At 56.4% G+C, this 23,919-nt stretch carries 17 protein-coding genes; 4 read left to right on the top strand and 13 right to left on the bottom strand.

Annotation, left to right across the window (positions count from 1 at the left end):
• Positions 1-207: 207 nt before the first annotated feature.
• From MARLIPOL_RS06915 to MARLIPOL_RS06905, 3 genes are all read left to right on the top strand, one after another.
• The gene (locus MARLIPOL_RS06915; RefSeq protein ID WP_456085430.1) at positions 208-798 is read left to right on the top strand and encodes a peptidylprolyl isomerase; all 591 of its coding nucleotides are present in this window, start codon (positions 208-210) and stop codon (positions 796-798) included.
• The gene (mnmC, locus tag MARLIPOL_RS06910) at positions 798-2,705 is read left to right on the top strand and encodes a bifunctional tRNA (5-methylaminomethyl-2-thiouridine)(34)-methyltransferase MnmD/FAD-dependent 5-carboxymethylaminomethyl-2-thiouridine(34) oxidoreductase MnmC (RefSeq protein WP_012137332.1); all 1,908 of its coding nucleotides are present in this window, start codon (positions 798-800) and stop codon (positions 2,703-2,705) included. The genes MARLIPOL_RS06915 and mnmC overlap by 1 nt, the downstream gene beginning before the upstream one ends.
• A 70-nt stretch (positions 2,706-2,775) precedes the next feature.
• Complete coding sequence (locus MARLIPOL_RS06905) at positions 2,776-3,411, top strand: CBS domain-containing protein (protein ID WP_012137331.1); 636 nt, start codon at positions 2,776-2,778, stop codon at positions 3,409-3,411.
• On the opposite strand, the gene MARLIPOL_RS06900 is transcribed toward MARLIPOL_RS06905, so the two are convergent.
• The 5 genes from MARLIPOL_RS06900 to MARLIPOL_RS06880 all read right to left on the bottom strand — a co-directional run bounded on the left by MARLIPOL_RS06900 (position 3,408) and on the right by MARLIPOL_RS06880 (position 13,776).
• On the bottom strand, positions 3,408-6,152 hold the full coding sequence (locus MARLIPOL_RS06900; RefSeq protein ID WP_012137330.1) for a hypothetical protein: 2,745 nt from the start codon (positions 6,150-6,152) through the stop codon (positions 3,408-3,410). The genes MARLIPOL_RS06905 and MARLIPOL_RS06900 overlap by 4 nt on opposite strands.
• Before the next feature lie 172 nt (positions 6,153-6,324).
• Positions 6,325-8,352 carry an NAD-dependent DNA ligase LigA gene (gene ligA, locus MARLIPOL_RS06895; protein WP_012137329.1) on the bottom strand — a complete coding sequence of 676 codons (2,028 nt, stop codon included), beginning with the start codon at positions 8,350-8,352 and terminating at the stop codon, positions 6,325-6,327.
• A gap of 76 nt (positions 8,353-8,428) precedes the next feature.
• Positions 8,429-9,460 carry a cell division protein ZipA gene (zipA, locus tag MARLIPOL_RS06890; RefSeq protein ID WP_012137328.1) on the bottom strand — a complete coding sequence of 344 codons (1,032 nt, stop codon included), beginning with the start codon at positions 9,458-9,460 and terminating at the stop codon, positions 8,429-8,431.
• A 136-nt stretch (positions 9,461-9,596) separates the two neighbouring features.
• Positions 9,597-13,091, bottom strand: a complete 3,495-nt coding sequence (gene smc, locus MARLIPOL_RS06885; RefSeq protein ID WP_012137327.1) for a chromosome segregation protein SMC — start codon at positions 13,089-13,091, stop codon at positions 9,597-9,599.
• A 1-nt stretch (position 13,092) separates the two neighbouring features.
• Complete coding sequence (locus MARLIPOL_RS06880) at positions 13,093-13,776, bottom strand: GntR family transcriptional regulator (protein ID WP_012137326.1); 684 nt, start codon at positions 13,774-13,776, stop codon at positions 13,093-13,095.
• Between the two features lie 273 nt (positions 13,777-14,049).
• Between MARLIPOL_RS06880 and MARLIPOL_RS06875 the strand changes: the two genes are divergently transcribed.
• Complete coding sequence (locus MARLIPOL_RS06875; RefSeq protein WP_036190930.1) at positions 14,050-14,976, top strand: GGDEF domain-containing protein; 927 nt, start codon at positions 14,050-14,052, stop codon at positions 14,974-14,976.
• On the opposite strand, the gene rluB is transcribed toward MARLIPOL_RS06875, so the two are convergent.
• The 8 genes from rluB to odhB form a co-directional block, all read right to left on the bottom strand.
• Positions 14,973-15,965, bottom strand: coding sequence for a 23S rRNA pseudouridine(2605) synthase RluB (gene rluB / locus MARLIPOL_RS06870; RefSeq protein WP_012137324.1), 993 nt, complete (start codon positions 15,963-15,965; stop codon positions 14,973-14,975). The two genes, MARLIPOL_RS06875 and rluB, sit on opposite strands and share 4 nt — an antisense overlap.
• Before the next feature lie 35 nt (positions 15,966-16,000).
• A complete protein-coding gene (gene scpB, locus MARLIPOL_RS06865) occupies positions 16,001-16,669 on the bottom strand; it encodes an SMC-Scp complex subunit ScpB (protein WP_012137323.1) in 669 nt (222 codons plus the stop codon).
• A 17-nt stretch (positions 16,670-16,686) separates the two neighbouring features.
• A complete protein-coding gene (locus MARLIPOL_RS06860) occupies positions 16,687-17,532 on the bottom strand; it encodes a segregation and condensation protein A (RefSeq protein ID WP_012137322.1) in 846 nt (281 codons plus the stop codon).
• A gap of 35 nt (positions 17,533-17,567) precedes the next feature.
• Positions 17,568-18,782: a tryptophan--tRNA ligase gene (locus MARLIPOL_RS06855; protein ID WP_012137321.1), complete on the bottom strand. Its 1,215-nt coding sequence runs from the start codon at positions 18,780-18,782 to the stop codon at positions 17,568-17,570.
• A gap of 187 nt (positions 18,783-18,969) precedes the next feature.
• A complete protein-coding gene (sucD, locus tag MARLIPOL_RS06850) occupies positions 18,970-19,842 on the bottom strand; it encodes a succinate--CoA ligase subunit alpha (RefSeq protein WP_012137320.1) in 873 nt (290 codons plus the stop codon).
• The gene (gene sucC / locus MARLIPOL_RS06845) at positions 19,842-21,008 is read right to left on the bottom strand and encodes an ADP-forming succinate--CoA ligase subunit beta (protein WP_012137319.1); all 1,167 of its coding nucleotides are present in this window, start codon (positions 21,006-21,008) and stop codon (positions 19,842-19,844) included. The genes sucD and sucC overlap by 1 nt, the downstream gene beginning before the upstream one ends.
• 212 nt (positions 21,009-21,220) lie before the next feature.
• Positions 21,221-22,663 (bottom strand): dihydrolipoyl dehydrogenase, encoded by a 1,443-nt coding sequence (gene lpdA / locus MARLIPOL_RS06840; RefSeq protein WP_012137318.1) that lies wholly within the window; start codon positions 22,661-22,663, stop codon positions 21,221-21,223.
• A 35-nt stretch (positions 22,664-22,698) separates the two neighbouring features.
• Positions 22,699-23,916, bottom strand: coding sequence for a 2-oxoglutarate dehydrogenase complex dihydrolipoyllysine-residue succinyltransferase (gene odhB / locus MARLIPOL_RS06835; protein WP_012137317.1), 1,218 nt, complete (start codon positions 23,914-23,916; stop codon positions 22,699-22,701).
• Positions 23,917-23,919 lie beyond the last annotated feature (3 nt).

The following is a 23,919-nucleotide window of genomic DNA, read 5'->3' as shown; positions in this document are numbered from 1 at the left end:
ACCTTCTTGTTAAACAATCTTATGACAGGTTAGACGATCACCGCTCAACCTGCATGGGAATACCCGTTAGCTGAGCAGTTTCTGTTAATATTCCGATTGACTTGTATCTTTCACCACACAATTGCCAATGCCGTCCACGGAGCAACCAAAGTGAACCCGAACCAGCCGACATTCACGGTAACCCCATCACTGACAGCCTCGCACCTCTTGCTGGTTTTATTGGCCACACTATTCATCAGCTTTCCGGTTATCGCGAAAAATAATGCCGCAGAGCAACCACTGCCCCAAGTGCGCATGGAAACCAGCGAAGGTGTGATTGAAATCATGTTGAGGCCGGACGTCGCCCCGGAAACCGTGGAGAACTTTCTCAACTATGTGGAAAGCGGCTTCTATCAGGGTACGGTTTTCCATCGGGTGATTCCCGGGTTTATGATTCAGGGCGGCGGCTTTGACCCTAACCTGAGCCGCAAGGACGTCAACAGCCCGATTCAGAACGAAGCCAGCCCCACACTCAAAAATCTGCGGGGCACCGTAGCCATGGCGCGGACCAGTCAGCCCCACTCGGCCACATCCCAATTCTTTATCAACGTGGTCGACAACCCTTATCTGAATGCATCCGATAATCCCAAAAAATGGGGCTACGCGGTCTTTGGCAAAGTGACTGAAGGTATGGGAGTGGTGGATGCCATTGCTCGCAAGCAGACCGGCTATTCCGGCGGCATGGCAGATGTTCCTAATGACCCCATAATCATCCGCAGCATCACTGTCATTAATAACGGCGACACATCCGGGAAGTAATGGCAGAAGTGACTGCGCCCGCCATAGAGCCGGCTGATATCCTCTGGCAGGATGGCGTGCCGGAATCGAGACTGTTCGGTGATGTTTACTTCAACCGTGATAACGGGCTGGAAGAAACCCGGCATGTCTTTATCCGGCCCAATCGGTTATCGGAACGCTTTGCCGGGCTACCGGACAATGCAGCCTTTGTGATCGCGGAATTTGGCTTTGGTACCGGTCTGAATTTTCTTGCAGCCTGGCAGGCGTGGCGCAACAGCCCCGTCAATCAGCGCACCACCCTGCACTTCGTCTCCGCCGAACGATACCCCCTGACCAGAGAGGATCTGACACGCGCACTGGCGCTTTGGCCAGAGTTGCAAGATCTCGGCAATGAGCTGATCCGGCACTATCCACCCCTGGTACGAGGCGTTCACCGTGTGCTCCTCGACGGCGGGCGGGTCCGCCTCACTTTGTATTTCGGTGACGTGCTCGACGCGATGCGGGAGCTGGAATTTACTGCCGACGCCTGGTTTCTGGACGGTTTCACCCCCTCCCTGAACCCGAGTATGTGGCTGGACGATGCCATTCTCCAGATCCGCCACCACAGCAAACCCGGGACCACCCTGGCGACTTTTACCGCCGTGGGGCGCATCCGTCGAGCCCTGACCGACGGGGGCTTTACCATGACCAAGGTGGAGGGGTTCGGGCGTAAGCGGGAGATGCTCACCGGCGTTATTCCAGAATCCGCCTTCGAGCCGCCAGAAGCAGATGCCAGAAAGCCTGCGTCCATCGCCATTATCGGTGCAGGCATCGCCGGCAGTTTGCTGGCTCGCAACCTTGCGGAGCGCGGTGTCAAGGTCTTACTGGTTGACGGCGCCAATAACGCGGGTAACGCAGCTTCCGGCAATTTGCAGGGCGCGCTTTATGTGAAGCTCGGGGTCGAGTTCAACGCCCAGACCCAACTGGCGCTGTCCGCCCTGCTGTTCAGCCACCGTTACTATGCGCCATACCGGAACAATGGCTGGTATCCAACCGGACTGCTGCAAATGGCCTGGGGCGAAAACGAGCAACAACGTCAGGAGCGCTTCCTCGACCGAAACCACTACCCACCAGAGGTTCTGGCCCCTGTGAATGCGGCAGAGGCCAGCAATCGGACAGGCATTCCTGTTGAATCCGGCGGCCTCTGGTACGCCCACAGTGGTTGGCTTGAGCCTGCCGCCCTGTGCAAGACCCTGGCAGACCACCCGAATATCCAGCACTGCTTTGGCATGGAGGTTCAGGGCCTTGCCAAATGCGATGATCAATGGGTGATCACAGGCTCCGGGCATGATATACGTACTGACAGGATTGCTCTCTGTTCCGGACACCAGACACCCGAGCTTGCCTCCCTCACGGGCATGGACGGCTATTTCCGTTTCAAGCCCATTCGGGGCCAGGTCAGCCACCTGCCTGAAGAGCGCATCCACAGCCCCAAAGCTGTAATTTGCGGGCCCAGGTACCTGAACCCCAGTAATAAGGGGGTTTGCGTTACTGGTGCCACCTTTGATCTCCATGAGCTATCGCCAAGGGAAAGCGTTGACAGTCATAGAGAGAATCTTACCGAGCTGACAACCATGCTCCCCGAGCTCTGGAAAAACGAGCCACCGAGCGAGACAGAAACGGAAGCACTGGAAGGCCGAGTCGGATTTCGTTGTACGACCCATGACTATCAACCCGTAGCGGGAAGTCTGGACAACCTGGAAGGTCATAAGCTCGACGGGCTCTATCTGTTTACCGGACTGGGCAGCAAGGGTCTGACGTACGCCCCGTTACTGGCTGAATTTCTGGCGGATAAGCTTACTGGCCAGCCAGCCTGCCTGCCTCGCTCTCTGGAAAAACGGGTGAACCCGCATCGATGCTATAAAATGGCAAAGACCGAAATTACATGAAAATTGCTCTGAAGATTTCTGGACGCCGGTCGATAACTGATTAAAGGGCGTTGTATACCCGGAGATATCCATGGCCATATTTGTCAGTGAACCCGGCAGACCTGTCGGAACCCGATTGCCGGAAATATTCCGGGGGCGGCGCGTGGGTGACGTCACCGAAATGACCGAATCCCATGCGATCAATACCGGTCATAGTGAAGTCACGGACGCTGAGTTCCAACAAGCCCAATACGCGTCCGGCCTTCACCGGGCGATGGAAGAGTACGGCTCTGCGGCATACGACGAACCCAGGCAACAGCGTAGCTATCTTCCGGTCGCAACCATCTGTACACCCGCGCTCTATTCACTGCCAGCCAGTGCAACCCTGTCTGAAGCACTGACAATGATGGATGACAACGGGATTCACCATCTGGTCATCACCGCCCAGGATAATGTAGCCGGACTCATTGACCTGCGCTGGCTGCTGGCCTGGCTGCATGAGCACAATGCCAATGCCATGAGCCACAGTATGGTTCACATTGAGCTACCGGCGTTTCTGACAGCCTCACCGGAAACCGACGCCCACCAACTGGCCCGGCTGATGCTGGCCCATCAGCTGAATGCTGCGCTGGTGGTCGATAAAAATGGCGCACCCGACGGCATCGTCACCAGCACAGACTATCTAAAACTGTATGCCAGTGCCGGTCGCCAAGAGGGCACGGTTTAGTTCAGTCTCAAGCCTTCTCCCGAGAACAGGACAACCTTCCATTCATTCCCGGCCCCCACCGTCTCCCTGACCAGGGTCACGATTTCATCATCACGGTAGTTGGCCAGTGCAGTGATGTTGGCGCCATTAATGGCCGGCTGAACCCGCCAGCTATCCCACGAGCCCGGGTTGTCATTATTGTTGGCATCGAAATCCGCCGGGGATATCCGGGCAATAATGGGTTGTTCAACGCCACTGTCCGCAGCCCCCTCGGCAAAGGCGCCGGTTGAGGACCCCGCTGCAATCAAGTCTTCATCAAATGCCAGCAATGCGGCAAAGTTTTCCTTACCTGTCCGGGAGCTATCAGCGTAGGAGAACGCAACATTCACATCACCGGCGGACGAATAACCAAATACAAACCCTGTGGAGCCAGCCACCGGCTCGCTGTTAAGACGTTTCGATTCATCGGTCTCTTCAATGGTGTACAAGCGATCACTGTTTCCCAGCAACCAGAGGTTGTTGAGGTTATTGATACCGTCTACTAGCGCCTCACTACCATCGGTTCCACGCTGATACACATTGATGGTGCCATCCGTGTTGGTGGCATTATAGAAAAACAGGTCCTGGGAACCGGCACTGATCTGAGTTGCTACCGCCCCCTCCGTTGAGCCAAACAGGTAGGGGCTGGCGTTCACGCTGCTGCCGGACACCACGGCCTCATCCTGGCTGGAACCGACCTGCCGGGTCCAGGCAAGTCTGGGGACCAGATTATCTCCGTCAGTTACGGTATCTATCCGTTGCAGGAAACTGTCTATACCGCCAGCACGGGGCTCACCCGCCCACCGGCCGCTGGTCTCCCCGGCAATTGCCACAAAGCCATTATCCTTGTTAATGCCAACCCATCGGGGCACGTCATCCGCCGACGTACCCGAGCGAAAGGTCCATACGTTCGAGTACTCACTGCCTGCGGCTGCCGCCGAGTCATACCAGTAAAGACTTGCAACAACATCCATTCCACCGCGGGAGGTGTGGCCTGGCATGTCGACGTCAGTGGCAAAAGCCACAGCAAACTCAAAGCGATCCACCCGAGTGCTGCCCTGGGTCACCTGACGCTGGGCAAAGTGAATGACAGGGTCAGGTTTGTCCAGAGCGGTTGCACCGTCGGATACCGCCACTTCCTGCAACAAGGCTCCCTTCTGATCGAAAATACGCACTAACACCTGGTCGTTGTTAAGATCGTCGTACCCGGCCACATACAACCGTCCCTGATGCCCGACAGCGATGTCGGTGGGGATGAATTCATCAACGCCGTTAAGAATGAGAGGCGTAACCAGTTCATTGATGTTGATCCGCAGCTCACCGGCATCGGCGGCCCCGGCAAACCCTTCGCGCCCGGCCTGATAATCCTGATCCACACCTAACAACAGGAATCGGTCATCCATACCCGCATTACTGTATTCCTCTTCTCCGGGAATCTTCACCCGGAAGCGGACCCTTCCCACACCCATTGGAAACCGGAGAATGTCGTTATCTACCCATTCGCCTTCATTGTTGCGGACCTGGATGACATAATCTCCGGCCTTGGCGAGGGAGTCCTCGGTCGCTCCGAGTTTGACACGAATCGTTCCGGAGCGATCGCCAGAAAGAACAGCCACGTACTGGCGCTGAGCTCCGACACTGAGAGCGTCTCGCTGCCGTCCGCCAACGGTCTCAAGGCGAACCAGTGGTTCATTGTCATCGATAATCAGCGAGGCTTTCACTCCGCTGTCAGACGGCCCCAGGGCTGCCAGGCCACTGCGCACTTCGGTCAGAATTAATTGGGACGATTCACTGGGTTCCGGCAGGGTGTCATCCACCACTTCCAGGCGGATGTAGCATTCAGTTATGCCTGGTTCCAGTGTAATGACACCTTTTGAGTAGATACCATTTTCATCCTGCTGGTAATTCAGATAATCGGGTGCTGGCAAGGCCCCTTCACTGCCGCTGCCAAGAGCCACGATATCCTTGCCAATAATCGCCTCGTCACGGTTGGCGTCACCTTCTTCACAGCGCTGATGCTCCGGTTCAACCCCCTGGTCACAGACGCCGGGATCAAACGCTGAGGAAAGCTCGAAGGCCACGTCAATACGGGTGACTGAAGGCTGATCCAGCAGGACGCTGACCAGCACCGGCCGGGTTTCTGTAGTGCGGGCCTCAGTATCGGTTACCACGCCTTCACTGTCGTAAAGATTAACGCTGTAGCTGTGCGAACCGGTTTCACCCAGCTCCGGAGCCTCACACCGGTTATCCCGGGCTTCCGGAGCATCGGTGGTTTGACCTTCCGTGAAGGTGTCTGCATCCAGAGATAACGGGTTCCGCTTCACTTCGATATCAAACGGCTGAACTCCGGCCCGTTCGCCGTCGGTGGTAATGAGGTTGATATTTGTGATCTTGCCGAGATCCTCGTCACCACGGTTACCTCCACTCAGGCCTGGCACTCCACGCATGATAATGCCCGGGCGAGCCTTGTTACTGGTCTCCTCCAGCGCTAGCCAGGACGGCGCATTGGTCAGGGAAAAGTCCAGTATCCGCTCACCACCATAAGCGCCGAAATTATAGTAGTACTCGACCCCAAGGTAGGCTTCCGTTGGTGGAACACCCAGGACGGTAGGGTCATCGGAACTCTTTTCGGTTTTGCATCCTGTAGTGATCATGGCCAGTAACAGCAATAGACCGTAGCATCTGGCCAGGGAAGTAATAGAGGGTAGCGAATCGGCGCGCATGAAAAAGTCCGTTTCAAAACGTTGTTATTATGGGTGCTAAGGCAGGACGACCGGTCCGCTTTACACACCGTTACAGAACAACGCCATGGTAATCAATTTGTACGCGGGGGGATCTGCGCGAGTTCTCAGATTCGCAGGCCGGGCCCCCTGCTGAGGATCCCGGCCTGATTGGCTATGCGCCGAGGGACTCCAGTAGGGTGCGAAATCCGTCCTCATCCAGTACCTTGACCCCAAGGGACTCGGCTTTGGTCAGCTTGGAACCAGCGGCCTCTCCGGCGACCACACACGATGTTTTTTTGGAAACGCTGCCCGCAACCTTGGCACCCAGTTTTTCCAGGCGCTCTTTCGCCTCATCCCGAGTCATTTCCGTCAGCGTTCCCGTTAATACCCAGGTTTCTCCAAGTAATGGCTTTGGCTCAGCCGTAATTTCCTCCGTTTGCCACTGAACGCCTGCGCTCTTCAGCGAAGCAATCGTCTCCTGGTTATGGGGCTGGTCGAAGAAACTTCGAATATGGCCGGCGACGATAGGTCCAACGTCCGGCACTTGCTGGAGCGCCTCTTCGTCGGCTTCAGCAATCGCCTCCAGAGTACCAAAGTAACTGGCGAGGGATTTTGCCGTTGCCTCCCCGACTTCGCGTATCCCCAGCGCGTAGACAAAGCGCCAAAGCACCGGATGCCGAGATTTATCAATAGCTGCCAGCAGGTTGGTAGCGGACTTGTCACCCATTCGCTCCAGCCCGGTGAGGTCTTCCTTGGTCAATCCGTAGAGGTCCGCCACGGTCTTCACCATGTCCCTGTCTACCAGGATATCGATCCATTTGTCTCCCAGACCTTCAATATCCAGGGCCTTGCGGGACGCGTAATGCCGGATTGCTTCCTTGCGCTGGGCGGGACAATACAAGCCACCGGAGCAACGAGCCACGGCCTCGCCTTCAATCTGGATAACGTCTGAATCGCAAACCGGGCAGGTTTTCGGAAGCTCTACCTCACGGGCGTTGTCTGGCCGCTTTTCCAGCACCACCTTGACGACCTGGGGAATCACATCACCTGCGCGCCTTATAAATACCGTATCTCCGATACGGGCGTCCAGGCGACGAATCTCATCCATGTTGTGCAGGGTGGCGTTGCTGACGGTTACACCACCCACAAACACCGGCTTGAGACGGGCAACTGGCGTTACCGCCCCGGTGCGACCAACCTGAAATTCCACGTCTTCAATAACGGTAAGCTCTTCCTGAGCGGGAAATTTATGGGCAATCGCCCAGCGCGGCGCCCGGGACACGAACCCCAACGCCTGCTGTAATGCCAGGCTGTTCACCTTGAAGACGATTCCATCGATCTCGTATGGCAGTTCACCTCGTTTGTCCATCATCGCCTGGTAGGCCGCCAGGCATTCGTCCGCGCCTGTAGCCTTGCTCATTTCCGGGTTTATGCGGAAGCCCCATTGCCCGACCTGTTGCAGGCAGTCCCAATGGGTGTCAGGCAGTATCGAGTCGTCGGTCACGGCAACGCTGTAGGCGCACATTTCCAGAGGCCGACGCGAGGTCACCGACGGTTTTTTCTGTCTGAGGCTGCCAGCCGCGGCGTTGCGTGGGTTAACAAAGGTTTTATCACCCTTGTTGGCCAACGTCTGATTCAACTTCTCGAACCCGGCTTTGGGCATATACACCTCACCCCTGACTTCCACCGTTTCCGGAACGTCACTTCCCCGGAGTTTCAGGGGCACGGACGGGATGGTGCGGATGTTGGCAGTGATATCCTCGCCGGCGTAACCATCGCCCCGAGTGGCGGCGCGAATGAGAACTCCGTGCTCGTAATGCAGACTGACGGCGAGGCCGTCGAGCTTGGGTTCACAGACGTATTCAATGTCATCACCGGTTTTCAAGCGATCCCTTACCCGACGGTCAAAGTCCCTCAGTTCATCCTCGTTAAAGGCGTTGTCCAGCGACAACATGGGCACCCGGTGTACTACTTCTTCAAAACTGGTCTCCGCATTGGCGCCGACCCGACGTGTGGGCGAGTCATCGGTAACCAGCTCGGGATGTTTGGCCTCCAGATCCTGAAGCTCCCGGAACAGGCGATCGTATTCGGCATCCGGCACCTGGGGATCGTCCAGCACGTAATAACGATAGTTGTGCTCGTCTATGATGTTCCGCAGTTCCTGTACCCGGCTTACCGTCTCCGGAGTCGCTGTACTCATACCTGTAATCCCTTGGATCTACAAAAAAATACCCGGATTCTACCGGGTATTTTACTCTCAACGATAGCGGCAGGCGTTAGTGCCGGGGCGACCGTTGCTTGCGTTCAAATTCGCGGATGCGCTGACGACAATGCTCAATGGTTTGTGGCGTCATCACACTGCGACGTTCGTCTTTAAGTTCTCCGCCCATATTGCGAACCACGCACTGAGCAGTTTCGAGCATGAAGTCAAAGGCCTGGAGAGCATTGGATGGTCCTGGCATGCTCATGAAGAAGCTGATTCCCGGAGTCGACAGGGTCGGCATGTCCTGCGGCCGGAAGGTTCCGGGCTCAACAGCGCTGGCCACGCTGAACTGTACCGGACTGGTGGTGTCTGACGCCTCATGGCGGTGGTAGATATCCATATCGCCGTATTCCAGACCACAGGCCTCAAACAGCTCCTTCAGCACACTGCCCTTGAAATCCTTTCCGTTACGAGCCAACACATTAATAACGACAACTTCTCTCGCCTCCGGGCGATTGGCGCCGGCCAGTGGTTGATCCGAACGCTTCGGGGAATGATCCCGCCGCGCGGTATCCTCCTGAACTTCGCTGGTCACCGTGGGAGGAGGATTTGAAACCGTCTGTTCCGGTTGCTCTTCGGGCGGCGGTTCACTGACAATTCCCTCACCAAGGTCCGGCTCATCGTCATTCGCTCCCCAACCAGTATCGGGAGCTTCAACCATTTCCCGACGATCAGCCTGGAAGCCAATTTCGTTTTCACCATCTGCCTGTTGCAGCAACTCTTCTTCAGCCGCAGCCTTTTTGGCTTCATCACTGATGATCGGGCGCGTCGGTTTTTGCACCGGATTGCCAAAGCGGCTGGGTCGCTCCCGCTTCAGGTAACCCCGTTCTTCGAGTGTGTCCCGGGAGATAGTCCGGGCGCCACCGTTCGGTAGCTCCGGGTTGTAATCCTGGTCCAGCGGTGATTCGTCCAGGTCATTGGCCCCCATACCTGACGAAATCGCGATGGATTCCTTACGTGCCCGGCGCATGCGACGAAAACCGTCGATGACAATGCCGATGATAACCAGGGTACCTATGGCAATTAACCATTCCCTTAGTGACATAGTGATGCTGTCCTGTTTGCAGATCGGATATCGTTGCTACTCTAAGAAAAGCCTGTAATGAATACAACGCACAGGCGGGCCATATGGCCTTTTTGTCATCTTTGGCGGACTTCCGGGCACCCTGACAAAAGATGCCTTACGCCTCCGCCAGGGCGGCTGCCTCTTCCACATCCACAGACACCAGCCGCGAACACCCGGGTTCGTGCATGGTGACCCCCATCAACTGATCCCCCATTTCCATCGCGATCTTGTTATGGGTAATGTAGATGAACTGCACCTGCTTTGACATCTCCTTGACCATATTGGCATAACGGCCAACGTTGGCGTCATCCAGCGGTGCATCCACCTCATCCAGCATACAGAACGGTGCCGGGTTGAGCTGGAAAATGGAGAACACCAGCGCGATGGCCGTCAGTGCCTTTTCACCACCGGAAAGCAGGTGAATGGTACTGTTCTTCTTGCCCGGCGGCCGTGCCATGATGGTAACTCCAGTTTCCAGCAAATCCTCGCCGGTGAGCTCAAGCGAAGCGCTCCCACCCCCGAAGACTTTGGGAAACAGCGCCTGCAAGCCACCATTCACCTGATCGAATGTCTCTTTGAAGCGCTGGCGCGTCTCCCGGTCAATCCGGCGAATCGCATTATCCAGAGTTTCCAGAGCCTCCATCAGGTCTTCATGCTGACTATCCAGATAGGTCTTGCGCTCACTCTGGACCTGGTATTCCTCTATAGCCGCCAGGTTGATGGCTCCCAGACGCTGGATCCGGTTACCAATTTTCTCCAGCTCGTCCGCCCACTCCTGCTCCGTGGCATCCTCAGGTAGCTGCTCCAGCACCTCCTGTAACTTCACATCCAGTTCCGTAAGCTGTTCAATGTGGTTACCGGAGCGGATTTCCAGAGCCTGAGACTCCATCTTCAGCTTTTCAAGCCGGGCACGGATATCCTGAACTTCATGCTCCGTGCGGCTTCGGCCCTGCTCCTTTTCCCGAACCTCACGATCGATTTCTTCCAGCGCGTCCCTGGCAATACCCAGTTTCTCTTCTTCCGCCAGGCGGCGATCCAGCAACCCTTCCAGCTGCATCTGCAGATCTTCCACCGGCTCCTCCACGCTTTCGCGGGATTCCCGAAGGATCTCCAGCCGCTCTTCCAGCCGCTCCTTCTGCATTTGCATGCGATCGATGGTCTGCCGCAAGCCGTCCCTCTGGCTGTTCAGGGACTGTAATTGTAATTGCAGCTGATGGGCCCGGTCCCGGTCATGGCGGGCCTCCTGGCGAAGATGATCGAGATTTTCCCGAAGCGAGTCGCGGCGTTCCAGCAGCTGCTCTTTCTCTTCATCATTGTCTTCGGTGGACGCCAGTGCTTCCTGCCATTCTTCCCGGACTTCCTGCAATTGTTCGAGCTGCTCTTCCAGGTTCAGAGCCACATCCTCGGCATCTTCACGAATCCTCTGGAGACGCGCGTCGATCTGTTCCGCCCTGGCTTTCAGACCGCTGATCTTCGAGGACAGTCCACCAAGCTCGCGCTCCGCATCGTTGAGTCGGCCCTGGGCCTCATCCCGGTTGGCTTCTGCCCTTTCAGATTTCTCCTGCAAGCCCTCCAGTTCTTCATTGGCCTCCTGCAACAACGCCTCAGCCTCATCCAGCTCTTCAGATAACTGGCTGACCTTCTTCTGGCGCTCTATCACCCCCACGTGGGCAGCGTCGGAGTCCGGCATCAGAATCCAGTCCCGCGATATCCAGACCCCTTCCCGGGTAATGACGCTTTCCCCGGCATTCAGACTGGCCTGCCTGGCGAGCGCGTCGTCCAGATCATCCGCAGTGTCTATTCCGGCTAACAGTCCAGTGACAGCGCCAGCCCCTGATACCCGGGAGGCAAGTCCCGAAGAGCGCTCCACACCCTGACTCTCGGCATTGACCAGCGCCAGTCCTTTGGGCGCGCCCGACATGGCATGATGGAGCGAATCCATGCCCGCGACACTCACCCCCTGACTGAAACGACTGATCACCTGCTCAACAGCAAACTCCCAACCGTTATCGATGCTGAGCTGCTGGGCTACCCTGGGCGCGGATTCCAATCCGAACTCATGAAGCCAGGACTGCAGTGCATCGTCCTGCCCTCCCATCTGCTCATCCAGCATCGCTTGCTGGGATTCCAGCGAAGCGCGAAGACTCTGTACCTTCTGGCGATAATCAGACGCCTTCTGCTCGGCATCCTTCTGCTGCTGACGGGCGTCAAACAGCTCGTCCTGAATCCCTGAGATCCGGTCAGCCGCGTCCTCGCGCTGCAGTTCGAGGGTTTCCTGCTGCTCCAACAACTCGTCCAGTTCAGCACGATCCAACTGTCCCTCAAGCAAGTCCTGCTCGTCCTTAAGGCGCTGTTGGCGGTTCTTGAGTTCAGTAATGGCGTTTTCGAGTGAGTGTATTCTTGACTGGGCCAGTTCAGCCTGGCGACGTGCATCCGAAGAACGGGAACTGAATTGTTCCCATGTGTGCTGCCAGTCGCTCATGGCATCCTCTGCAAGCTGAAGCTTCTCCCCGGATTCCTCTGCCCGGATCGCCAGGGCCTCCTGCTCCGGTTCGATCATGTCCAGCTCTTCCTGGATACCGGAGAGCTTCTCTTCATCCTGCTCCAGTTCCCGCGCCAGTTCCCGCTGGTTCGCCATGGCCTGGTCCAGCTCGGTGGCAATCTGACGGCCGCGCTCGCGCTGATGCTCAAGACTCTGCTCAATACGGGCGATATCGGCACCGGCCTCATAGAATCGTGCCTGTGCCCGGTTAAAATGCTCGGTCCGCTCCTGGTGGCTGTCCCGCAGGGTTTCCAGTGAGGTTTCTAGGTTGACGCGATCGGTCAGGTACTTTTCCAGCTCCAGCTCAGTGTCCCGAATTTTTGAACGCCAGGTCTGCAAATCGTTATCCAGCGACTTCCAGCGCAGAACTGTCAGTTCTGCCTTTTTCCGTCGCTCTTCCTGCTTGTAGGCTTTGTACTTCTCTGCTGCAGCAGCCTGGCGTTCAAGGTGCTGCAACTGGCGACCGAGCTCGTCCCGGAGGTCTGTGAGTCGCTCCAGGTTTTCCTGGGTACGGCGAATGCGGTTTTCGGTTTCCCGGCGTCGTTCCTTATACTTGGAAATACCGGCGGCTTCCTCAATGTATACCCGCAACTCCTCCGGTTTGGCCTCAATCAGCCGGGATATCATCCCCTGCTCAATGATCGCGTAGCTTCGTGGCCCCAGGCCGGTTCCCAGGAACAGATCGGTTATGTCGCGACGGCGACACTTCGATCCATTCAGGAAGTATTCAGACTGGCCTTCGCGAGAGACTCGACGGCGGACGGAAATCTCATTGAATTTTACAAACTCCCCGGGCGCGGAGCCGTCGCTGTTATCAAACACCAGTTCAATCGAAGCCTGTCCCACGGGTTTGCGAGCGCTGGACCCATTGAAAATAACGTCGGTCATGGATTCGCCACGCAGATACTTGGCGGAACTTTCCCCCATGACCCAGCGCACCGCATCGATGATGTTGGATTTGCCGCATCCGTTAGGACCAACCACGGCCGTCATATTGGTGGGAAAAGGCACCGTGGTCGGATCAACGAAGGATTTGAAACCGGACAGTTTGATGGACTTCAGGCGCATATCAGGCCTTTGCCTCCTCCGTAAGTATCCTTAGCACCTGGCTACGCTGGTGTTCACCGAACCTGATGATGGCGGCTTCGACCCTTTCAGCATCCCCGCAGGCCGCTGCATCCGCAACCTCAGAGAAGAAACGACCGGTTTCCACCTGTTCCTCGCGAAAATTCTCGAGCGCAACGAAGTAGGTGCGACTGATAGCCGGACGGAAGTTTTCCAGCGTTTCCTCAAGAAACGGATTCTCAACAAGGGTGTAGGCATAACGCAAGACACCGAAGCCGGCTTCAATCACTTCCTCAGCGGCCTCACTGCCAGAGGCATTCAAGGCATCGGTAACAGCCTTCAGCTCCCGGGCATGCCCCACGATCCCGGCCAATTCCTGTTGTGACCATCGCTGCATGATCTTGCGACCCAGCATGCACAGGAGATCGATGTAGATATCGTACAGGCTGTTCACCAGTTCAGGTGTCAGTCTGGATACTACGGCGCCCCGGCGTGGGAATATCTCGATCAGGTGGCGACGCTGGAGAATCAACAATGCCTCGCGGACGGAACCACGACTGACATTCAATTCGCCTGCCACTTTGAGTTCCTGCACTCGTTCCCCGGGCTTGAGATCACTGGTCATGATCCGCTGCCCCAGGTGCTGGGCTATTTGCTCGGAAAGACTTTCGGGAGCCTGAAACCTCATAAAGTTGGTCGCTCGCTTGCTGCAGACGGCACAATAATAAGCGCAAAAGTTTACCACAGGGATTGGCAGACCCCATCCCCTTGTCTGACATTTCGACCACCCCTTGCAGAAGAGGAAAAAAATCGCCGAAAAACTGACGCTCCGAGAAAATTGAAAGACAGCATTTATAATCAATCTCAGGACATCATTGCATATTCTTGTTTTCTCAATTGTTTATTCTAGAGGCACAATTCGTGCTTATCAAAAGGAAATATTTGAACAGGGTCATTCCCAGTGAAACATAAACCGTCAATCGCGAATTCCGGCCCTCAGCCACAGAAACTTGCGGCCCTGCGACAGGCTCATCGGGACTGGAATGAATCTACCGACCCTATGACGCGCCTGACCAGGCGGCTTTCTACCACGCTATCCCTGGAGGATCAGTTGGCGATTCTGGCTGGTGAGATCAGCGAGATAGTCCCGATCGACACACTGAACTACCGTCATCAGATTGGCGGAACAGATTTCGTGTTCTCTTCGGGTATGGGTGGCCCCCATCGCTGTGAATACCGCCTGAACCTGGAGGGAGAGTTTTACGGAACACTGTCACTGAAACGCCGGCAGAAGTTTACAGAGCAGGAACTGGAGGCGATTGAAATGATGCTGGGAGCCGCAATTTGCCCAATAAGAAATGCCTGCCGGTTTCATGCCATTGAACACGCCGCGCTAACAGATTCGCTGACGGGCACACCCAACAAGCGCGCCATGGATACTGCTCTCCAGCAAGCCTGCCGGCTATCCGATCGCCATGGTGATCAGTATTCACTGATTCTCTGTGATCTGGACCACTTCAAGGCGATCAATGACAACTACGGTCATATTGTGGGTGATCACTTGCTAAAACTGGCCGCCTGCGAGCTTGAAAAATCCGTCCGCAGTTCTGACTCCGTGTATCGCTTCGGTGGCGAGGAATTTGCGATACTCCTGCCACACACAGGAGAACTGGAAGCACGCAACGTGGCAGACAGGGTACGCGAGTACATAGGCAACATTGCTATTAATTGCGGAGACATCAACGTCTCCGTGACTGCCAGCTGTGGCGTCGCCACGCATCTGACCGGTGAAGCTTCGGATCAATGGCTCGCACGAGCTGATGAGGCCCTGTACCGCGCAAAAGACCACGGTCGCAACTGCACCCGGGTCTTTGCCAGTATCAGTTAGCTCTTCTTAATGCTTTTCGCCGGCTTCCTTGCAGGCTTCTTGGCCTGGCTTGCTGGCTTGGTTGAACTCACATCCCATTTACGCCCTGCGGATTTACGTCCCGGCCGACCGGGTTGCTTATTACGCTTACGATCCAGCGCCGCCTGCTCGTTCGGGGTCTTGGCGGGTATGGCAACGGACTCCAGACCAACGGTCTTGCTGAGCATATCGACCGCCTTCTGATCCAGTTCTTCCCATTTGCCAACCGTCAAGCGGCTCGGAAGAAACACTGGCCCGTAGCGAACCCGTTTTAACCGGCTGACTCGTACCCCCTGGGACTCCCACAAACGACGCACTTCACGATTCCGCCCTTCCAGCAGTGTGACATGAAACCAACGGTTGATCCCGCTGCCACCGGCCGGCGTGATATCGGTGAACTTGGCCATGCCATCTTCCAGTAGTACGCCGTCCATCAGGCGCTGCAGCATCGCATCGTCCACTTCGCCGAAGACGCGGACAGCGTATTCCCGGTCAATTTCACTGGATGGATGCATCAGCCGGTTGGCCAGCTCTCCATCGGTGGTGAACAGAACCAGACCGGTGGTGTTGATATCCAGACGACCGATGGAGATCCAGCGGTGATCCTTGAGCCTGGGCAAACTATCGAATACCGTCGGCCGGCCTTCCGGATCACGGCGGGTGGTGACTTCCCCTTCGGGCTTGTTATAGATCAGCACGCGGCGGACGACTTCTGAACCAGAGGCCAGATCAAGGCGCTTGCCATCCAGCTCTATCCGGTCGCTGATGGTCACCTTCTGGCCAGGTTCCGGCAGTTGTCCGTTGACCGTCAAACGGCCGGCTTCCACCCAACCTTCCACCTCACGGCGGGAACCAACACCCGCACGGGACAGGAGCTTCTGAATTCTTTCCGGACCACTGGCAGCGGTCGTCGGTGTTTTACGGGGAGCGGAGGGTTTTCCTCCAGACCTACCGGGGCGCTCTGACGCCATGAACTTATCCTTTCAGTGGGCTGATGCCCGCGGCATCAGTGAAGTGTCTGATTCGATGGGGCATCCTGATCCGGTTCACCGGAATCTCCTTCCCCATCACTGGCTGAAGATCCTGATTCAAACTCGATCTCCGCCTGCATGTTCTTTTCAATTTCCCGACCAATTTCTTCCAGATCCCGCACTTCCGACAAGGGCGGTAGCTGATCCAGCCCCTGCAAATTGAAGTAGTCCAGAAACTGGCGCGTCGTGGCGTACATGGCTGGCCTGCCGGGTACATCCCGATGGCCAACTACCCTCACCCACTCGCGCTCCAACAGGGTTCGCACGATGTTACTGCTGACAGTAACCCCGCGAATATCCTCGATTTCACCCCGGGTGATCGGCTGGCGATACGCAATCAACGCCAGGGTTTCCAGCAATGCCCGGGAGTACCGCTGGGGCTTCTCTTCAAACAATCGCGCGACCCAGGAAGCGTATTCCTCACGCACCTGAAGCCGATAACCACTGGCAACCTTCTTCAATTCAAACCCGCGACCTTCACAAGCACTCTCGAGCAACACCAGAGCGTGTTCCATGATCTGCCGGGCTGGCCGTTCATCTTCCGGGAAAAGCTCCCTCAGCTGATCAAATGACAAAGGCCTTCCTGCCGCCAGCAGTGCGGCTTCAATAATCGCCTGGATCTTTTTCAGGTTCTCTTCGTTCATGGAACTCGTGCTTTCGCTTAACTGGACGCTCTGGCCCTGACATGAATGGGCCCAAGGACTTCTCCCTGGACTACCTCTATCAGCTGCTCCTTCACCAACTCAAGCGTCGCCAGGAATGTCACAACCACGCCCAAACGACCTTCCTCCGGCGTGAACAGACTTTCAAAGTTCACAAAGCGATCCCCCTGAAGCACCGAGAGAATAGCCGACATACGTTCCCGGGTGGACAGTTTCTCCCGTTCGACATGGTGGCTGGTGAACAGGTCAGCCCGCTTGAGCACCCCCTGAAGCGCAAACAGTAGCTCGGTCAGCTCCACATCCGGATGTGGCTGGCTGGATGGTAATGTCGGTATCGCAGCCGACCCGGCAAAGGTATCCCGCTCCTGACGCGGAAGCTGATCCAGGTCCTCGGCCGCTTTCTTGAAGCGCTCGTACTGTTGCAGACGGCGTATCAGTTCTGCTCGCGGATCCACCTCTTCGTCGTCATCACTTTCCTGCCTGGGCAGCAGCATTCGGGATTTTATTTCCGCCAGGGTGGCAGCCATAACCAGATACTCTGCCGCCAACTCAAATCGCATCGCTTCCACGGCACCGATATAGTCCATGTACTGACGGGTAATTTCGCTGACATCGATATCCAGAATATCCATGTTCTGGCGGCGGATCAGGTACAACAACAGATCAAGGGGCCCCTCGAAGGCTTCCAGGAACACCGCCAGGGCGTCGGGCGGAATGTACAGATCCCGCGGCAGGTCCACCACGGGCTTACCGGACACCAGAGCCAGGGGCACCTGCTCGGGAGTGGACGGTGACGCCTCCTCTCCCGTATCGGCCTGCGAATTGCTCACAGTGTCATCGGTCATACATTCTCCAACGTGCAGAAGCACAGACTCCGCAATTAACGGTAATTCAACCCCATCGCGGCGCGAACTTCTTCCAGGGTATCCCTGGCAGCATCGCGAGCCTGTTCGCATCCCTCGTCAATGATGGACCGCACCAGATCCGGGTTGCCTTCATACTCCCGGGCGCGTTCGTGGAGTGGCCGCTGCTCCTCAATAATCGCATCGATAAGCGGCTTCTTGCATTCCAGGCAACCAATTCCGGCACTTCGGCACCCTGCTTGCACCCATTCCTGGGTGTCCGCATCGGAATAGATCTTGTGCATGCCCCACACCGGACACTTCTCGGGTTCTCCCGGATCCGTCCGACGGACCCGCTGAGGGTCGGTCTGCATGGTGCGAATTTTCTGGGCAACCGAGTCCTGGTCCTCACGAAGACCAATGTAGTTGTTGTAGGACTTGGACATCTTCTGTCCATCCAGCCCCGGCATTTTCGATTCCGGTGTCAGTAGCGGCTGGGGCTCCGGCAGAATCACCTTGCCGCCACCTTCGATGTAACCGTACAGCCGTTCGCGATCGCCCAGGGAAATGTTCTGCTGCTCTTTCAATAACGCCCTGGCTGTTTCAAGAGCCTCCAGGTCGCCCGCTTCCTGATAACGCTTCTTGAGATTGCGATACAGCTTGGCGTTCTTCTTGCCCATTTTGACGATTGCGCCTTCCGCCTGCTCCTCGAAGCCTGGCTCGCGACCGTAGATATGGTTGAAGCGACGGGCAACTTCACGGGTAATCTCCACATGGGAGACCTGATCAGCGCCAACCGGGACTTTACCGGCACGGTACATCAGGATGTCGGCGCTTTGCAGCAGCGGGTAACCCAGGAATCCATAGGTCGCCAGGTCCTTCTCCCGCAGCTTTTCCTGCTGGTCCTTGTAGGTGGGGATGCGCTCCAGCCAACCCAGCGGGGTAATCATGGAGAGCAGCAAATGCAGTTCCGCGTGCTCTGGCACCCGGGACTGGATAAACATTGTGGAAGAACCAGGATTAACGCCGGCTGCCAGCCAGTCGATGACCATGTCCCAGACACTCTGCTCGATGCCCGAAGTGTCTTCGTAATCGGTCGTTAACGCATGCCAGTCAGCGACGAAGAAGAAGCACTCATACTCATGCTGGAGTTTCACCCAGTTTTTCAAAACACCGTGGTAGTGACCAAGATGAAGCTTGCCGGTCGGACGCATCCCGGACAAAACCCGTTGCTGGGAATCTACAGAACTCAAAGCACGAACTCCTTCTGATGATGTTAAACCAGCCCATCTTAGAGCAGGCTGACCGGGCATTATAGTCTTATGTAGGGCCCGCGTTAAGAAGCCTTTGAAAAACAGCCATCAAGCACCAGTTGCAAAACGAAAAAGCCCCCGGCGCCTGACGGCAGACCCGGGGGCTTTTCTTACCAGCGGTAATGACTTACCAGCCAGTTGCTTCCTTCAGCGCCTTGCCGATTTCGGCCAGGCTACGCACGGTTTTGACACCGGCGTCATTCAAGGCAGCAAACTTCTCGTCTGCGGTACCCTTGCCACCGGAGATAATCGCACCGGCATGGCCCATACGTTTGCCAGGAGGCGCAGTCACACCAGCGATGTAGGAAACTACAGGCTTGGTGACGTTGTCCTTGATAAACGCAGCGGCTTCTTCCTCGGCGGTACCGCCGATTTCGCCGATCATCACGATGGCTTCAGTCTGCGGATCGTCCTGCAGCAGCTGCAGGATATCGATGAAGTTGGAGCCCGGAATCGGGTCACCACCAATACCGATACAGGTAGACTGACCGTAGCCAAAGTCCGTGGTCTGCTTGACCGCTTCATACGTCAGGGTGCCTGAACGGGATACGATACCGACCTTACCCGGCTTGTGGATGTGGCCGGGCATGATGCCGATCTTGCACTCACCCGGAGTGATCACACCCGGGCAGTTCGGACCAATCATGCGCACGCCCTTACGATCCACGTACTCTTTGGCGTAGAGCATGTCGATGGTCGGGATACCCTCAGTGATGCACACAATCAGCTGGATGCCAGCGTCTGCGGCTTCAATGATGGCGTCCTTACAGAACGGAGCGGGTACGTAGATAACCGTTGCTTCCGCACCGGTTTTCTCGACGGCTTCACGTACGGTGTTGAACACCGGCAGGCCCAGGTGCTCGGTTCCGCCCTTGCCCGGGCTTACGCCACCAACCATCTTGGTACCATACTCAATCGCCTGCTCAGAGTGGAAAGTACCCTGTGCGCCGGTAAAGCCCTGGCAGATAACCTTGGTGTCTTTGTTGATCAGGATGCTCATTATTTACCCCCTGCGGCTTTAACGACTTGCTCTGCGGCATCCGCCAGACTGGTGGCGGCAATGATGTTCAGGCCACTCTCACCCAGGACCTTGGTGCCGAGTTCGGCGTTGTTACCTTCCAGGCGAACAACCACAGGAACCTTGACGCCCACTTCCTTCACGGCGCCAATGATGCCCTCTGCGATCATGTCGCAACGTACGATGCCGCCGAAGATGTTAACCAGAACCGCCTGCACATTGTCGTCGGACAGGATAATCTTGAACGCTTCGGAAACACGCTCTTTGGTCGCGCCGCCGCCTACATCCAGGAAGTTGGCAGGCTGGCCACCGGACAGTTTGATGATGTCCATGGTACCCATGGCCAGACCAGCGCCGTTAACCATGCAGCCGATGTTACCTTCCAGGGCTACGTAGTTGAGTTCCCACTTGGCCGCTTCTGCTTCACGGGCATCTTCCTGTGAAGGATCATGCATCTCGTGAACCTGCTTCTGACGGTAAAGTGCGTTGCCGTCAACGCCGATCTTGGCGTCCAGGCAGTGCAGGTCACCGGCCGGAGTGATAACCAGCGGGTTGATTTCCAGCAGCGCCAGATCACGGTCTTCAAACAGTTTGGCCAGGCCGAGGAAAATCTTGGTGAACTGACCGATCTGCTTGCCTTCCAGACCCAGTTTGAAAGCCAGTTCGCGACCCTGGTACGGCTGTGCGCCAACCAGCGGATCAATTTCAGCTTTCAGGATCTTTTCCGGAGTTTCTTCGGCAACCTGCTCGATCTCAACACCGCCTTCGGTGGAGGCCATGAACACGATCCGACGGGTACCACGGTCAACAACCGCACCCAGGTACAGCTCCTGATCGATATCAGTGAGGGATTCAACCAGAATCTTGCTGACCGGCTGACCATTTTCGTCGGTCTGGTAGGTCACCAGGTTCTTGCCCAGCCAATGCTCGGCGAACGCGCGAATCTCGTCTTTGCTCTTGACCAGCTTTACACCGCCGGCCTTACCACGGCCACCTGCGTGCACCTGTGCCTTGACAACCCAGGCGTCACCACCGATTTCATCGGCAGCAGCGACTGCTTCTTTCGGGGTATCGCAGGCAATGCCCTTGGATACTGGCAGGCCATATTCAGCGAACAGCTGCTTGCCCTGATATTCATGCAAATTCATAGTTAATGTCCCGCTTTTTGATGGAGGATAACCACGTACGGAAATGAACCCGCCGGATCCTGTCGGATTTAGGCCATAAACCCGACAACAACCTGGTGCGAATTCGGCTAGGCATGCCGGGGATCACCTCAGCACACCACGGACGCAGTCGGAAACCAACCGTTTTATGGCAGCGGGGCGCCGTCATTGGCGCCCCTGTTTCCTGTTCTGCGTTACTTCTTTTTGCGGCGGTTGGCGATATGAATCGCGCCGCCATCGACAGCCAGGGCTGCTTCATGCACAGACTCAGACAGAGTCGGATGCGCAAAGCAGGTCAGAGCCAGATCTTCTGCACTGGAGCCAAACTCCATGGCGATCACGCCCTGAGCCACAATCTCGGATGCCTGTGGTCCCACAACGTGGAAACCAAGGATTCGATCCGTCTTCTCGTCGGCAATGATCTTAACCAGTCCGGACGCTGCGTTGGCGGCCATGGCACGACCGTTGGCTGCAAATGGGAAAGTACCCACCTTGTAAGCCTCGCCTTCGGCCTTGAGCTCTTCTTCGGACTTGCCAACCCAGGCCACTTCCGGTGCCGTGTAGATGACGTTTGGAATGCAATCGTAGTTAACCTGCGGCTTATGGCCGGCGATCCGCTCGGCAACCATGACCCCCTCTTCGGATGCCTTGTGTGCCAGCATGGGACCACGAACCACGTCACCAATCGCCCAGACACCCGGAGCTTCAGTCTTGCAGTTATCGTCCACGAAGATGAAACCACGCTCATCCATCTTCACGCCGGAGTCTTCTGACAGCAGATTATCGGTGTAGGGGCGACGGCCAACGGCCACGATCAGCTTGTCGAATTTCTTCTCTTGCTTGCCGCTCGCGTCTTCATAGGTCACGTTAACCAGCTTGCGCTTGACTTCAGCACCGGTCATACGTGCGCCCATGACAATGTCCAGTCCCTGTTTCTTGAACTGCTTCTGCGCATCCTTGGCAACCTGCTGATCAACCACTGGCAGGAACGTATCCTGAGCTTCGATCACCGTCACTTCCGATCCCAGACGGGACCATACGCTGCCCAGCTCAAGACCAATAACACCGGCACCAATGACGCCAAGACGCTTGGGCACTTCGGTGAACTCCAACGCACCCTCGGAATCCACGATGTAATCACCGTCAAACGGCGCAGGCGGAATCTCGATCGGCTTGGAGCCGGTCGCCAGGATGACGTTTTCTGCCTCGTACGTGGTGGTCTTGCCATCCTTGTCGGTGACTTCAACCTGGCGATTGGCCAGCAACTTACCGTGGCCATGAATGGGTGTAACACCATTGGCTTTGAACAGACCGGCGATACCGCCGGTCAGCTGCTTCACGATACCGCTCTTGCGCTCCATCATCTTGGCGATGTCGATTCTGACATCCTTGGCGATGATACCCTGCGTCTCGTAATCGTGGCTGGCTTCCTCAAACTTGTGGGAAATTTCCAACAGAGCCTTGGAAGGAATACAACCCACGTTCAGACAGGTACCACCAAGTACCTGCGCTTTACCATCTTCAGCAGTCCAGGATTCCACACACGCAGTCTTCAGACCGAGCTGTGCGGCTTTGATCGAAGCTACATAGCCACCAGGGCCTGCACCAATGACGATGACGTCGTACTTATCAGACATATTTGATCCCGTTTTCCAATTCGTTAAGTGTCAGCTCAGACGTCCAGCAGAATACGTGCCGGATCCTCAAGCATTTCCTTGATAGCCACCAGGAATTGCACCGCTTCCTTGCCATCAATCATGCGATGGTCATAGGACAGCGCCAGGTACATCATCGGCAGGACTTCGACCTTACCGTTGACCGCCATCGGACGCTCCTGAATCTTGTGCATGCCCAGGATAGCGGTCTGCGGCGGATTCAGGATCGGCGTGGAAAGCAGGGAGCCAAAGATACCGCCATTGGTAATGGTGAAGGTTCCGCCGGTCATCTCGTCAATGCCCAGCTTGCCATCTTTGGCCTTGGTGCCATATTCGACGATTTTCTTCTCGATATCCGCCAGGCCCAGAGCATCGGAATCGCGAATCACCGGAACCACCAGACCACGGTCCGTGGATACGGCCACACCAATGTCCTGGTAACCGTGGTAAACCATGTCGTTACCATCAATCGAAGCATTCACAGCGGGGAAGCGCTTCAGGGCTTCGGTGGCTGCTTTGGTGAAGAACGACATGAAACCAAGCTTGATGCCATGACGCTTCACAAAGCTGTCCTGGTACTGTTTGCGCAGCTCCATGATCGGAGCCATGTTCACCTCGTTGAAGGTGGTGAGCATCGCAGCATTCTGCTGGGCACTGACCAGACGCTTGGCAATGCTGGCACGCAGACGGGTCATCGGAACGCGCTTTTCAGGGCGCTCGCCGGCAGCCAACTCTACCTGAGGCATGTCATCGGCCGGTTTCGGACTTGCGGCAGCGCCAGAAGACTTGGAGCTATCCACATGATTCTGGACGTCTTCCTTGGTGACCCTTCCGTCTTTTCCAGTACCCTTAACGGCATTCGGATCAACGTCATTTTCTTCAGCCAGCTTGCGGGCCGCAGGGCTTAGAATTGCGTCGCCCGACGGAGTCTCACTCTTGGCCTCCTCCTTTGGAGCTTCTTCTTTTTTGCTCTCAGCCGGCTTTGATGCACCCGCTGCACCTTCTTTGAATCTGCCGATCACTTCACCGCTTTCCACGGTGTCGCCTTCGCCTTTCACAATGTCTTCGATCACACCATCTGCCGGTGCAACGACTTCAAGAACAACCTTGTCGGTTTCGATATCGACAATCAGTTCATCACGGGAGCAGGCTTCACCCGGCTGCTTGTGCCAGGTCGCGACGGTACCCTCTGCGACCGACTCTGGAAAAACGGGGGCTTTAATCTCAGTTGACATCTC

It is taken from the genome of Marinobacter lipolyticus SM19 (genome assembly GCF_000397065.2).
Taxonomy (GTDB): domain Bacteria; phylum Pseudomonadota; class Gammaproteobacteria; order Pseudomonadales; family Oleiphilaceae; genus Marinobacter; species Marinobacter lipolyticus.
The sequence above is the reverse complement of the archived record's forward strand: the minus strand, read 5'-3'. Positions and strand labels throughout refer to the sequence as shown.

Excerpts from the sequence above, each read along its gene's own strand:
- mnmC (WP_012137332.1), top strand. The coding sequence starts at position 798 with ATGGCAGAAGTGACTGCGCCCGCCATAGAGCCGGCTGATATCCTCTGG.
- MARLIPOL_RS06905 (WP_012137331.1), top strand. The coding sequence starts at position 2,776 with ATGGCCATATTTGTCAGTGAACCCGGCAGACCTGTCGGAACCCGATTG.
- MARLIPOL_RS06900 (WP_012137330.1), bottom strand. The coding sequence starts at position 6,152 with ATGCGCGCCGATTCGCTACCCTCTATTACTTCCCTGGCCAGATGCTAC.
- ligA (WP_012137329.1), bottom strand. The coding sequence starts at position 8,352 with ATGAGTACAGCGACTCCGGAGACGGTAAGCCGGGTACAGGAACTGCGG.
- zipA (WP_012137328.1), bottom strand. The coding sequence starts at position 9,460 with ATGTCACTAAGGGAATGGTTAATTGCCATAGGTACCCTGGTTATCATC.
- smc (WP_012137327.1), bottom strand. The coding sequence starts at position 13,091 with ATGCGCCTGAAGTCCATCAAACTGTCCGGTTTCAAATCCTTCGTTGAT.
- MARLIPOL_RS06880 (WP_012137326.1), bottom strand. The coding sequence starts at position 13,776 with ATGAGGTTTCAGGCTCCCGAAAGTCTTTCCGAGCAAATAGCCCAGCAC.
- rluB (WP_012137324.1), bottom strand. The coding sequence starts at position 15,965 with ATGGCGTCAGAGCGCCCCGGTAGGTCTGGAGGAAAACCCTCCGCTCCC.
- scpB (WP_012137323.1), bottom strand. The coding sequence starts at position 16,669 with ATGAACGAAGAGAACCTGAAAAAGATCCAGGCGATTATTGAAGCCGCA.
- MARLIPOL_RS06860 (WP_012137322.1), bottom strand. The coding sequence starts at position 17,532 with ATGACCGATGACACTGTGAGCAATTCGCAGGCCGATACGGGAGAGGAG.
- sucD (WP_012137320.1), bottom strand. The coding sequence starts at position 19,842 with ATGAGCATCCTGATCAACAAAGACACCAAGGTTATCTGCCAGGGCTTT.
- sucC (WP_012137319.1), bottom strand. The coding sequence starts at position 21,008 with ATGAATTTGCATGAATATCAGGGCAAGCAGCTGTTCGCTGAATATGGC.
- lpdA (WP_012137318.1), bottom strand. The coding sequence starts at position 22,663 with ATGTCTGATAAGTACGACGTCATCGTCATTGGTGCAGGCCCTGGTGGC.
- odhB (WP_012137317.1), bottom strand. The coding sequence starts at position 23,916 with ATGTCAACTGAGATTAAAGCCCCCGTTTTTCCAGAGTCGGTCGCAGAG.